Raw genomic sequence first — 11,218 nt, 5'->3', positions numbered from 1 at the left:
TCAGCTTTCTTCCAGCGCTTCCAGCAACCCCAGTAGGCGCTCAAGACGCTCCAGGGGCGACTGGAGCTCCACCAGCCGCTGTTTTTCCTGCTTATCCAGCGGCAATAATTCAGTCAGGCGCCAGCCAACGTCTCTGGCGTCATCATAGTTTACGTCCATATCCAGCTCCTGGACGACCGGATGGCGAAACAACGCTTTTAATACCGAGGGGAGTTCCGCAAAACGCTCAGGAACACCCCATCGCTCCTCCGCAAGCAGGCACTCCACGTCCCCGACATTCAGTCCATCCGGTTGTTGCCAGGAACGCACCACCGTTACCTTGTCCTTACCTTCAACCGTAATACCCAGCAAACCGTTATCCATCTGCTGAAAGTCAATTATGCGAACATAGGTGCCGATATCGTAAAAAGCCACTGATTTGCCAGTTTCTAGACCTTCCCTAAGCAGCACGACCACAAACCCCCGATCCTCCTTGAGGCAACGGGTGAGCATATCAATGTATCTGGGCTCGAACAGCTGCAGGGGAATCCGCCCCCCGGGCAGCACGACAGAGTTCAGCGGAAAAAGAGGTACATTCATTGTTGGTATTGTCACCAGTAAACAAATTCCGGAGGAACGACGACCTTGTCGTATCCTCAGTGAATCGAAAGCAGGCGATGGACTTCGTCCACCCTTGCACGAGCCTCCGTCAGCAACTGCAGGCTTCGGGACGCGTTGAGCTCGAGCTCACCAAGGCGACGATAGGCCGGCACCTCGTCAAATGGTGGCAGGGAGCTATTCTGACTGGAACCAATCATCGCATGTAGCTGAGCGACAATCACAATATCCACCAGTTGGGGGGAGGATTCCCGACACTCATACCCCCAGTCCTCCGCATGCCTTGTCGCCTCCAGAAAGCCTTTGGGGAACGACCAGCTTTCCAGGATTGCGGTTCCCACATCGGCCCTGAGTTCGCCAATGGCATGCTCAAGGTTGGCCTGATCGGCAAACAGATTAACGTGATGCTCCGCCTGCACCAGCACCGGCACTACGCCAATATCGTGCAACAGCCCCGCAAGCAGAGCCTCTTCCGGGTTGATGGAGGTAGCACTATCTGCGAGTACCCAACACAGTGCCGCCATCTCACGGGAATGGCGCCAGAGTTTGTCCATTTCCTTTTGCAGTGACACCTGTTTGGTTTTGAACACCTCGCGCATCGAAAACACCGTAACCAACTGGCGGGTGGTACGCATACCCAACCGAATAACCGCCTCGCGGACATTGCGAACATCGCTGAAACCACGGTACAGGGGACTATTGCAGGCTCGAACCAGTTTTGCGGCCATCGACGGGTCCGCCGAGATGGCACTGGCAACCTGATCCGCCGTGGAATCTTCTCGGTCTACGGTCCTGCGCACTTTCCAGGCCACGTCCGGCACGCTTGGAAGCGTCACTTGATTGGAGCGCAGCTCGGCATAAAACTCCATCAGCAGGTGCTGCTCTTCGCTGCCCTCATCGCCAACCCCGTCACCGGAATCCATTTCCACCTGCGGCACCGGAGCGGCCCGCAGTAGCTGGTTGAGGATGTCTTGCTGAATAACCAGGAACTCACTCGCCTTGATGGCGGTCACGTTGTACATCCGGGGTTGCAGCCGGGCAATGGGGTTAATTGCCTTGTCGGTATCGGCCTCAATGGTGGACTTGCGGCCGTCAATAGACTCCAGCTCTATGCTACCGTGGATCAGGAATATATCCAGACCATCCCGTACGCCACGCTCTACCACTCGCTGGCCCGGGCCGTGGGTTCTTCTTTCCGCCCGACTTGCGAGCAAAACCAACTGGTCATCCGTCAACCGGTTCAAGGGCTGAAACTGCTTGAGACGACGCAGAGGCAGGCTTTCCTGGCCAGCCATAGGACTACTCCTCGATCAATTATTCATTCGTTCTGTTACACATTGTAAGCGCGGAATCTCAAAACAACCATGCGATCAAGAGGTAATCTGGTATCCTTTTGCGTTCCACCTTCCGACCCAGTTGCAGAAGAGAGAGACCAGACAACCATGCCCCAGTATCGTTCGCGGACATCCACCGCAGGTCGCAATATGGCTGGCGCACGTGCTCTTTGGCGCGCCACCGGCATGAAAAATGAAGACTTTGGCAAGCCCATCATTGCCGTTGCCAACTCCTTTACCCAATTCGTTCCCGGCCATGTACACCTCAAGGATCTGGGGCAGTTGGTATGCCGGGAAATCGAGGATGCTGGAGGTGTCGCCAAGGAATTCAACACCATTGCCGTGGACGACGGTATTGCCATGGGGCATGACGGGATGCTTTACTCCCTCCCTTCCCGCGAAATCATCGCTGACTCTGTAGAATACATGGTCAACGCCCACTGTGCTGACGCCCTGGTCTGCATCTCCAATTGCGACAAGATCACCCCGGGCATGCTGATGGCCGCCATGCGCCTGAACATTCCCACGATTTTCGTTTCCGGTGGCCCCATGGAAGCCGGCAAAACCAAACTCTCGGAGCACAAGCTCGACCTGGTCGATGCCATGGTCATCGCCGCCGACCCGAATGCAGATGACGAAACAGTCGCAGAATACGAACGCAGTGCCTGCCCCACCTGTGGCTCCTGTTCCGGCATGTTCACGGCCAACTCCATGAACTGTCTCACCGAAGCCATTGGTCTGGCTTTGCCCGGTAACGGCTCCATGCTCGCCACCCACTCGGACCGCGAAGCCCTGTTCCTGAAAGCCGGAAGACAGATTGTGGAGAATGCCCGCCGCTATTACGAGGATGACGATGCCAGTGTGTTGCCCCTGAGCATTGCCTCTATGGAAGCGTTCGAGAACGCCATGGTGATGGATGTCGCCATGGGCGGCTCCACCAACACCATCCTGCATTTGCTGGCAGCGGCCCAGGAGGGCGGTGTGCCGTTTACCCTCAACGAGATTGACCAGTTGTCCCGCCAGGTCCCCCAACTTTGCAAGGTGGCGCCGAATTCCCCGAAATACCACATGGAGGACGTTCACCGCGCTGGCGGCATCATGGGCATCCTCGGCGAACTGGAGCGGGGCGGACTGATTAACACTGACCTGCCCACTGTCCACAGCAAAACCATGCGTGAGGCCCTTAAGACCTGGGACATCATGCAGGAACCCACACCCGAAGTGGTCGAATTCTACAAAGCCGGTCCTGCCGGTATTCCCACTCAGACGGCCTTCAGCCAGAGCACCCGCTGGCCCTCCCTTGATGGCGACCGCGAGACAGGCTGCATTCGTTCCGTTGAAAATGCCTACTCCTCTGAAGGCGGCCTGGCCGTTCTCTTCGGTAATATTGCCCTGGACGGCTGCGTGGTCAAGACGGCGGGCGTAGACGAAAGCATCTACGTATTCGAAGGCAAGGCACGGGTATTCGAAAGCCAGGATACCGCGGTGGAAGGCATCCTCAACGACGAGGTCCAGCCTGGAGAAGTGGTGATTATCCGCTACGAAGGCCCCCAGGGCGGCCCTGGCATGCAGGAAATGCTCTATCCCACCAGTTACCTGAAATCGAAGGGACTGGGTAAAGAGTGTGCCCTGCTGACAGACGGCCGCTTCTCCGGCGGCACCTCAGGTCTTTCTATTGGCCATGCTTCACCAGAGGCAGCTGCAGGTGGCGCCATTGGGTTGATTGAGAACGGTGACCTGATCCGTATCGACATCCCCAACCGCTCCATCAACGTGGAGATAGACCAGAACGAACTCAATCGTCGACGTGAGGAGCGGGATGAGAAAGGCTGGAAGCCCGAGTTGTCGCGACCGCGCAAAGTCTCGCCAGCGCTGAAGGCCTATGCGTTGCTGGCAACCAGCGCTGACAAGGGCGCGGTCAGAAACCTGGAAAAGTTAGGCTAAAAGCACGCGGGCCCGGCGTAGAAACTACGCCGGGCCCGCGTTCAGGGTGGGAAAACAACGTTGTCAGGGCCTAGAAGAAGGACCAGCCGCCGTCGTCATCTTCCTCAATATCACCCTCTTCCGCCTGCTCCGCCGGCTCGTCTCTTTCCGGCTCTGCGGCCGCACTGGAAGTGCCTGCACCCTGTGACGCTCCGGCGTTGCCGGACGTACCCGCAGCCGCAACCTGAACGTGAACCATACCCAGCGCTTTCTTGGTCGCGTCATCAAGTACACCAGAAGCATTCAAGCCCAGGTCCTTTTGAAACGCGGTCAAAGCCGAGCGAGTCGCATCATCCATTTGCGGACTGACATTGTTAATGTCATAACCCGCGGCATAAAGGGCATTTTTAAGCGCCACAGTATCGTTTGCTGACGCAACGGGCGCCACCGCCAGAGCCATTGCTCCCGCGAGGATAGCAGCCAATATACGGACGTGAGTGAATATCTGCCTAGCCATGATCTACTCCAGTTACCTGTCGTTTTTTATTGTGTAGCCAGTCCCTACTAGATGGACATTACGACTAAAGACTAACATATTCTAAGCACTGCCGGACCGATCCGATTGTTGTGATTCTGTAGCAGAGACGGACACATTCACTGACGGAGCTTCCTCCGACTCCCCAAATTCGCGTATGAAAATACCCCAGAACGCCATGAACAAAGCCGCAACCAAGGGGCCCATCACAAATCCATTAATACCGAACATCACTATCCCGCCCAAGGTGGAGAGCAACACAATGTAGTCCGGCAGTTTGGTATCCCGTCCAACAAAAACCGGCCGAAGCAGGTTGTCCGCGAGCCCGATAACAATCACTCCGAATGCCGTTAGCACAATTGCCGACACCATTTCTCCTGACGCGGCGAGATAGAGAGCCGCAGGCACCCAGACCAACGCCGCCCCAACGGCGGGAAGCAGGGACACAATCGCCATCACCACCCCCCACAGGAGCGCCCCCTGAATGCCCAGAAGCCAGAAAATACCGCCCCCGAGCGCACCCTGAATAACGGCGATCAGCAAGTTACCCTTGACCGTAGCCCGCGTGACCTCTGCAAACTTGGCAAACAACAGACGCTCCCGCTCGTCTCCCAGGGGCAACGCTCGAATCAGCAGGTCAACCAGTTTGCTGCCATCACGGAGCAGGAAAAACGCCAGGTAGATCATCAGCGCCAGCCCCAGAAAGAACTGGAAGGTGTTTTGACCAAAACCGAGCGCCTGTTTTGCCAGGAACTGGCTACCCCCTACGAAGGCACTGACCACGCGGTCCCTCACTTCAGCGAAGTCCATACCGAACTGGGCGAAAAACGACTCAATGGCCGGAAACGATTGGATAACCCTGTCGATGTAGTCACCGGGGCGTAGTTGCCCCTCCTGTATTCGCTGGTAGAGGGACAAGCCCTCTGCCACCAAAGATGTCACCAACGCCAGTACCGGTATGACCACGATCACCATGCAGATCAGTAGTGTTAGCAAAGCAATGGTATTGGGACGGTCGCCCAACCGCCGAGCCAGGTACTCGCGAACCGGATGAAAAATCAGCGCAATGGCTACGGCCCAGAAAATAGGGCCAAAAAAAGGCTTCATCAGCAGAATGAACGCCAGAGAAACCCCAACCAACATGGCCAGAAAGGTCCGTGTCTCGAGTTTTCCGTACTTTCCGTACATAGTGAAATTCCCTGAACCTGTGTAATCGTCTCACGGTAGGTGGGCTGCGGATCCGAATGGGCCTAGACTACCACGCCATCATGGCCAGTCTAGCGACTTTCAGGTTATAGTGGACGGTTATTGGTCATTCGTTAAACAGGTCGCGACGTTGGATAACGAAGAGTTTGATATTGAAACGGCGCTGGATGCGGTCGCTGCTCTCAATCGTGTGCTGGCAGCCAGAACGCACCGCCGCAAGGTGATGGGCCAGGAAGTACTGATACCGGGCCAATTGGGCGAAGCCCTGCAACTCCCGCAAATCATCCGGCGCCTGCAGAGCAAGCAGGCACGCCAACGCGAGCAGGGCCTGGAAGACTTTCAGGAACTGTGGCCAACGCTCTCTCCTGCCACACGGGAAAAGGTGCTCGACAGAATAGGCTGGTACGACCCGAAATCCCTGGACTGGGAAGACAAGCGCTCGAACCGTCGCCCGGCTGCCGATCCGGATCGTTGAAGTGGTCCTGATAAGTGAGCCCTTTCGGGCGCGCTTTCGTAGTTCTCACCCTATTTCTCGTGGAACTGACTTTGAATTGTCACAGTTCGCCCTTACGTTGGAGGCAATGGAGGTTTATTTATGCAACAAACAGAACATTACAACGCCATCGCTTCGAAAAGCAGTGCCGTACCCACTTTACTGTGCGGGCATTGTCGCTCCACTCTGTCCCGTGGCCGAATTTTCCGTAACGAAGAACTTCGGCCCCATAGCGGCCACTGTCAGACTCTTGCTCTATGCTCGGCAGACGACTGTGGCGCCCTGAATTGCTGTGATTCAGCATTGGCGTGGCTTGATGACCCAGACGAACTCTTCAGCAAAGCATCCTGATTCAAACAGTCAACGCACTGTTACGTAAACCAAACACACAAAATTCCCATCTGATTTATCCTGATTCCTGAAGGCTGCGGTAACACCAGCCACGCAACCACTCAGTCAGGACAGTCGATGGCATGCGTATTCTGAGAACCGATGAAGCCCGCTTCGCAGGCCTTCCGGATTACCCTTTCTCCCCTCATTATCTGGACGTAGAGCCAGGGCTGAGAATGCACTATGTAGACGAAGGCCCGAGGGACGCATCCCCCGTGCTAATGCTGCATGGCGAACCGTCATGGTCGTACCTTTATCGTCACATGATCCCATTGGTGGCAGAAGCGGGGCATCGAGTGTTGGCTCCCGACCTGATCGGGTTCGGTAAATCCGACAAGCCCGCCGATGTGGACGACTACAGTTACGAACGCCACATGGAGTGGCTTTCTGAGTGGCTTAAAGCCCAGGACCTGAGCAACATCACTCTGGTTTGCCAAAATTGGGGCTCGCTCCTGGGCCTGCGACTGGCGGCCGAACACCCTCAACTCTTCCGCAGGATCATTGTCGGCAACGGCATGCTACCAACCGGGGACACCCCGGTGCCCGCCGTATTCACAATGTGGAAAACCTTTGCCACCCACAGCCCATGGTTTCCAGTCGGACGGATTGTTCAGCTAGGAACGGAAAGGGCCTTGAGCAAAGCCGAAATAGCAGCCTATGAAGCACCTTTCCCATCTGCAGAATTCAAGGCGGGTGCCCGTGCATTCCCGAAACTGGTTCCCGTTTCCGCCGAAGACCCTTCAAGCGATGCCAACAAGGCGGCCTGGCGTATTCTGGAAACCTGGAAAAAACCGTTTATTACCTGCTTCAGCAGCGGCGACCCCATCACGCGAGGTGGAGACCGCTATATGCAGCGCCGCATTCCCGGCGCCCATGGCCAACCGCACATCACGTTACGCGGCGGCCACTTCCTGCAGGAAGACTCTCCGGACGACTTCGCCCGCATCATCATCGACGCCTGTAAGGCTGAAATGGCGGCCTGATTCGGTGTCGAGCCATGGACGATACCCATGGGCCCGGAATCAGCCCTCATGCTTGAGCTGGTGACTGCCAGCACAACTCTCGACTGATCCGGATCCGCCTCTTCCAGCGGCTCACACTCCTCCAGGCTCTCGAAGCATTGCAGTGTCAGCGCTCATACTCTTCAGTTCCCTTCGCTTTACAGGCAACCTCTTTATCACTCAACATCCACAACACCTTGGCGGGCGTACCCATAATTAGTGCCCATCCAGAAACTAATAGCCAGTATATTCGAACATTACTCAAATCATGGGTATGGCATCCAACTCCAGGAGCTCTCGAAGGTTCTGGATAGGCACCCGGAGATCCTGGATCTGGTGGCTGAGGATCTGATTAATACTTAGATATCGGCCGTGGAGAGAACCGACCTCAGTGCAGAGAGCATATTACGTTGCTTGCTGTTGAAGCAGCAATTGACCTTTCATTTGTCGGAAAAGTCGACCAAGGGCGCGCTTTTCCCTGAGTTTCTGAAGCTTACACAATTGGTATTGAGGCAGGCGGATCACGCCCGACAGCAAGTCATTGAAGGGGCCCAAGCGTCCCCAGTTTGCCCAAAATGGCAGAACGATTTGACACGCCAACATCTCGGAGTCCGAGTTGAAAAGCGCCTTCGGGGCCGCAAAAACGACGTGGAAAGGTCACGATGGCTTCAAGGGGTTTGTCTGGGCCTCGGCTCTAATATAACCTGGCGCGGCTGGCACGCCTCGGTCCGGGTTAGCCTGCAGGTCCGACCCGGAAAACGACTAGAATGGCACATGGAAAGCCCATGCGATGCACGCCCGTGGCCGGAACTCGGGCAGATCGATCAGAAGGCGGTTAAACAGGTCATTATTTCGGCGTCTTCCACTAGTCGATCGCTCGCAGCTCAATCCCTATCGCTGGAGATCAACTGAACTGGCTAAAAATGAGGGCTCTATGGGCACTAATTAACAATACGCAATCGCGCTGAATACTGGCTCTAACCAGAGCTCTGGCGGCCCGTTCTCTCAATTTTGTTCAGGCGTTCTGCATGCTGGGTCCTGCCCTGCGTGACAAGTATGACCCAAGCCAAAGGTATGGCACTGCGAGGAGAGAAGGTCAGTGCCGAACAGGCTAAGAACTGGGACATGATCTGGTGCTGCTTGGACAACGAGCAGCTCATGGAAGGAACCATGAAACTGGCCCGGCGCTTCCCCACCGGCCCACCAAAAGCCTTGCCCATATTAAGCGTGCGCTCCATGCCATCGCCAGCAACACCTTTGAAGAACGGATCAATCTGGAAAAGGACCTCGAGCGCTTGGTGGGCATGCACTTCTTCACCCGGCACCTCTCATGGCCCTGGTTAAAGTCGTCATGGGACTGGCGACCACCAAGCCGTTGCCGATACCGTTGACGCCTCGGCGACTGCCTGGGGCAAGAAACCAGTGTACATAACTTCGACTTCCGGTTTTATCGTCAACCTAGTGGCCCGCCCGTTTTATTTATGCCGAGAGCGTACTGCAGGAACAGGCTACCAATGCAGCCACGCTGGATGCCATCGTTAACGAAGCCGGCCATTCCCGCATGGGTGCATTTGAACTGACGGATCGCAGAATGGCCACCGAGCGCGCTTCCAGCGATGGCATCTCCAAACTGGTGCTGTTTGGCCTGACTTTCGACTACAGAAAAACTTCCAGGCTTGCCCTGGAGCCAGCCGACCAGGCTTCCAATGTGGCAGTTTCCTGTGCCTATGTTTTACTGCAAAAAGCGGATATTACCGTCAGCCTGATCGCTGGTCGCCCCTGCCTGGTAATCATGCGCACATTAGCGATACTCTCATCAACGAAGCTGCCGACGCAGTTCTTCACGGCGTAGCGACAAGCGCGGATACGAATCTGGCCATGAAAGCCAGTATAAACTAAACTATCCCGACGGTCCGTTAAGCTGGAGCGAGCGGCATGGAACGGGGCAATCTTCAAAGTGCTCACCAATACCCTGACCAGCTACGCAGAAGAGGACCGCTATCGCCCTGTCCTGCTACTCCGAAAGAATGCATTCTCACAGAAGAGGTTTTATTCATGAACGAGATGGATCCGCAAACACTCGCCGAAGAATGCGCGAAAGCCATGTTCGCGCGAGACCGCGCCAGCCAGAAGCTGGGCATGAACATTGAATCTGTCGCCCCCGGTAAAGCCGTCATCACCATGACCGTAACAGGCGACATGATCCAGGGTCACGGCTCCTGCCATGGCGGCTACCTATTTACCCTGGCCGATTCCGCGTTTGCCTTTGCCGGTAACAGCTACGACCGGTCCACCGTTGCTTCCGGTTGTAGTATTGATTACATGTACGGTGCCAAAGAGGGCGACCGGCTGACCGCCACCGCCGAAGAACAGGCCCGCGGCGGCCGCACCGGCGTTTACGACATCACACTAACCAATCAGGACGGTCGCAAGGTTGCCCTGTTCCGAGGCCGTTCCTACGAGATTCGTGGCACGGTACGCAATTCGGAGGAAACTGCATAGTCACCGACAATTTCCTTAAAGACGCCTACATCGTCGATTCAATACGAACCCCATTGGTCGTTACGGCGGTACTCTTTCCGCTGTGTGTGCAGATGACCTAGTGCCATTCCCATCAAGGTACTAACCGAACGCCACCCGGATCTGGATTGGTCGAAATTTGACGGCGTTCCCTACGGCTGTGTCAATCAGGCCGGCGAAGACAGCTGTGACATCGCCCGCATGTCTCTGTTGCTGTCAGGCCTGCCGGCAGACGTAATGGGCAGCACCGTCAACGGTCTGTGCGGCCCGGTATGGATATCCAGTTCCCGCTCATCGTCGTTCGGTTTCGGGATGCCTACCCAACGGACAGGTTGTGGGCGATGATGGCCTTCGGACAGCTGTTGCCGGAGATCCGGCCAGGTGCATTGCAGGTGTTCGACGGTCTGTGCGATGTCCAGACCGTCAATGCCCGCTGCATATTCTCTCGTGCGAACGTTTGCTTCAACAGACCTCGCCCTGTTCCCTCCGGTCCTTGCCCATCCGCTCACGGTTTACGCTCCACGCTACACCTCCCCAAGGTCAGTCGCCCTTCCGCAGTTGCGCTTCACTTCGTTCGCTATGGCCAGCTGACGGCAGGACTTTCACCTCCAGGAGTGCGCCCATGCCGGGCGCACCAAAAAAAACCCCGCAGAGCGGGGCAAAGAGTGTGCGGAGACGCACATGTAAAAGTCAGAGTTCCAGCGCAAGGTTTTACTCGTCACTCTGGATCAATGGCAATATCTCAAGCGTCAATCTGTGAACGCGGCGAGTTCTATGAGGTTGGCTGCAGCCCTATTATTGTAGACTTTGGGCAACTTATTCAGAGTCTCCCAAACGCTTCCTCCAAAGTAGGCCTGATCAGAAACTGCAGCTCAGCGCCCCAACATCTTCGCCGACTGCCCGCCAATGCCGAAGTGTTGCGTGGGCATCTCATTGAGAATGACCCGCACACTTTCAACAGGCGCTCCGAGAGAGCGGACAATAGCTTCTGTCACCTCGTGAATTAGCATCTCTTTTTGCTCGTCGGTACGTCCTTCCAGAATATTGATTTGGGCAACGGGCATAACAGAACCTCCTTATTTATACGAATCGTCCGGAAACGGTTCCCAGCCCCTGGTAGCGCACCGTGATATTGTCACCAGGCTCTACGGCAATCGCTGCGGTGATACCGCCCGTCATGATGAAGGTGCCCGCTGGAATATGCTCACCCCGTTCTGCC

11 protein-coding genes and 3 pseudogenes are annotated in these 11,218 nt (G+C 56.0%); 6 read left to right on the top strand and 8 right to left on the bottom strand.

Annotated elements, in window-relative coordinates; translation table 11 throughout:
- Both AC0B60_RS00070 and AC0B60_RS00065 read right to left on the bottom strand, forming a co-directional pair.
- Entirely contained in the window at positions 1 to 579 is a 579-nt protein-coding gene (locus tag AC0B60_RS00070; protein WP_465083077.1) for an LON peptidase substrate-binding domain-containing protein, read from the bottom strand.
- Between the two features lie 56 nt (positions 580 to 635).
- Entirely contained in the window at positions 636 to 1,892 is a 1,257-nt protein-coding gene (locus tag AC0B60_RS00065) for an HDOD domain-containing protein (RefSeq protein WP_465083076.1), read from the bottom strand.
- A gap of 147 nt (positions 1,893 to 2,039) precedes the next feature.
- On the opposite strand from AC0B60_RS00065, the gene ilvD reads away from it, so the two are divergent.
- A complete protein-coding gene (gene ilvD, locus AC0B60_RS00060) occupies positions 2,040 to 3,875 on the top strand; it encodes a dihydroxy-acid dehydratase (protein WP_465083074.1) in 1,836 nt (611 codons plus the stop codon).
- Positions 3,876 to 3,945: 70 nt separating this feature from the next.
- Here ilvD and AC0B60_RS00055 read toward each other — a convergent pair whose 3' ends face one another.
- The gene (locus tag AC0B60_RS00055; protein WP_465083073.1) at positions 3,946 to 4,371 is read right to left on the bottom strand and encodes a peptidoglycan-binding domain-containing protein; all 426 of its coding nucleotides are present in this window, start codon (positions 4,369 to 4,371) and stop codon (positions 3,946 to 3,948) included.
- An 81-nt stretch (positions 4,372 to 4,452) separates the two neighbouring features.
- Complete coding sequence (locus AC0B60_RS00050) at positions 4,453 to 5,577, bottom strand: AI-2E family transporter (protein ID WP_465083072.1); 1,125 nt, start codon at positions 5,575 to 5,577, stop codon at positions 4,453 to 4,455.
- Between the two features lie 148 nt (positions 5,578 to 5,725).
- On the opposite strand from AC0B60_RS00050, the gene AC0B60_RS00045 reads away from it, so the two are divergent.
- The 3 genes and pseudogenes from AC0B60_RS00045 to AC0B60_RS00035 all read left to right on the top strand — a co-directional run.
- Positions 5,726 to 6,070: a hypothetical protein gene (locus AC0B60_RS00045; RefSeq protein ID WP_465083070.1), complete on the top strand. Its 345-nt coding sequence runs from the start codon at positions 5,726 to 5,728 to the stop codon at positions 6,068 to 6,070.
- Between the two features lie 491 nt (positions 6,071 to 6,561).
- Positions 6,562 to 7,461, top strand: a complete 900-nt coding sequence (locus tag AC0B60_RS00040) for a haloalkane dehalogenase (protein WP_465083068.1) — start codon at positions 6,562 to 6,564, stop codon at positions 7,459 to 7,461.
- 237 nt (positions 7,462 to 7,698) lie between these two features.
- Positions 7,699 to 7,941 (top strand): annotated as a pseudogene (locus AC0B60_RS00035) (ISNCY-like element ISMaq5 family transposase); the annotation flags it as partial.
- 515 nt (positions 7,942 to 8,456) lie between these two features.
- Here AC0B60_RS00035 and AC0B60_RS00030 read toward each other — a convergent pair.
- A complete protein-coding gene (locus AC0B60_RS00030; protein WP_465083945.1) occupies positions 8,457 to 8,789 on the bottom strand; it encodes a hypothetical protein in 333 nt (110 codons plus the stop codon).
- Here AC0B60_RS00030 and AC0B60_RS00025 point away from each other — a divergent pair.
- Both AC0B60_RS00025 and paaI read left to right on the top strand, forming a co-directional pair.
- Positions 8,769 to 9,538 (top strand): annotated as a pseudogene (locus AC0B60_RS00025) (3-hydroxyacyl-CoA dehydrogenase family protein); the annotation flags it as partial. The gene AC0B60_RS00030 and the pseudogene AC0B60_RS00025 sit on opposite strands and share 21 nt — an antisense overlap.
- A complete protein-coding gene (paaI, locus tag AC0B60_RS00020; protein ID WP_465083066.1) occupies positions 9,535 to 9,981 on the top strand; it encodes a hydroxyphenylacetyl-CoA thioesterase PaaI in 447 nt (148 codons plus the stop codon). The pseudogene AC0B60_RS00025 and the gene paaI, both read left to right, overlap by 4 nt.
- Before the next feature lie 185 nt (positions 9,982 to 10,166).
- Here the strand turns inward: paaI and AC0B60_RS00015 are convergent, their stop codons facing one another.
- The 3 genes and pseudogenes from AC0B60_RS00015 to AC0B60_RS00005 all read right to left on the bottom strand — a co-directional run.
- On the bottom strand, positions 10,167 to 10,508 hold the full coding sequence (locus AC0B60_RS00015) for a hypothetical protein (RefSeq protein WP_465083065.1): 342 nt from the start codon (positions 10,506 to 10,508) through the stop codon (positions 10,167 to 10,169).
- 363 nt (positions 10,509 to 10,871) lie between these two features.
- On the bottom strand, positions 10,872 to 11,063 hold the full coding sequence (locus tag AC0B60_RS00010) for a 2-hydroxymuconate tautomerase (RefSeq protein ID WP_465083064.1): 192 nt from the start codon (positions 11,061 to 11,063) through the stop codon (positions 10,872 to 10,874).
- A gap of 16 nt (positions 11,064 to 11,079) precedes the next feature.
- Positions 11,080 to 11,218 (bottom strand): annotated as a pseudogene (locus tag AC0B60_RS00005) (4-oxalocrotonate decarboxylase); the annotation flags it as partial.

The organism is Marinobacter sp. V34, from assembly GCF_055524115.1.
The sequence above is the reverse complement of the archived record's forward strand: the minus strand, read 5'-3'. Positions and strand labels throughout refer to the sequence as shown.

Excerpts from the sequence above, each read along its gene's own strand:
- AC0B60_RS00070 (WP_465083077.1), bottom strand. The coding sequence starts at position 579 with ATGAATGTACCTCTTTTTCCGCTGAACTCTGTCGTGCTGCCCGGGGGG.
- AC0B60_RS00065 (WP_465083076.1), bottom strand. The coding sequence starts at position 1,892 with ATGGCTGGCCAGGAAAGCCTGCCTCTGCGTCGTCTCAAGCAGTTTCAG.
- ilvD (WP_465083074.1), top strand. The coding sequence starts at position 2,040 with ATGCCCCAGTATCGTTCGCGGACATCCACCGCAGGTCGCAATATGGCT.
- AC0B60_RS00055 (WP_465083073.1), bottom strand. The coding sequence starts at position 4,371 with ATGGCTAGGCAGATATTCACTCACGTCCGTATATTGGCTGCTATCCTC.
- AC0B60_RS00050 (WP_465083072.1), bottom strand. The coding sequence starts at position 5,577 with ATGTACGGAAAGTACGGAAAACTCGAGACACGGACCTTTCTGGCCATG.
- AC0B60_RS00040 (WP_465083068.1), top strand. The coding sequence starts at position 6,562 with ATGCGTATTCTGAGAACCGATGAAGCCCGCTTCGCAGGCCTTCCGGAT.
- paaI (WP_465083066.1), top strand. The coding sequence starts at position 9,535 with ATGAACGAGATGGATCCGCAAACACTCGCCGAAGAATGCGCGAAAGCC.
- AC0B60_RS00010 (WP_465083064.1), bottom strand. The coding sequence starts at position 11,063 with ATGCCCGTTGCCCAAATCAATATTCTGGAAGGACGTACCGACGAGCAA.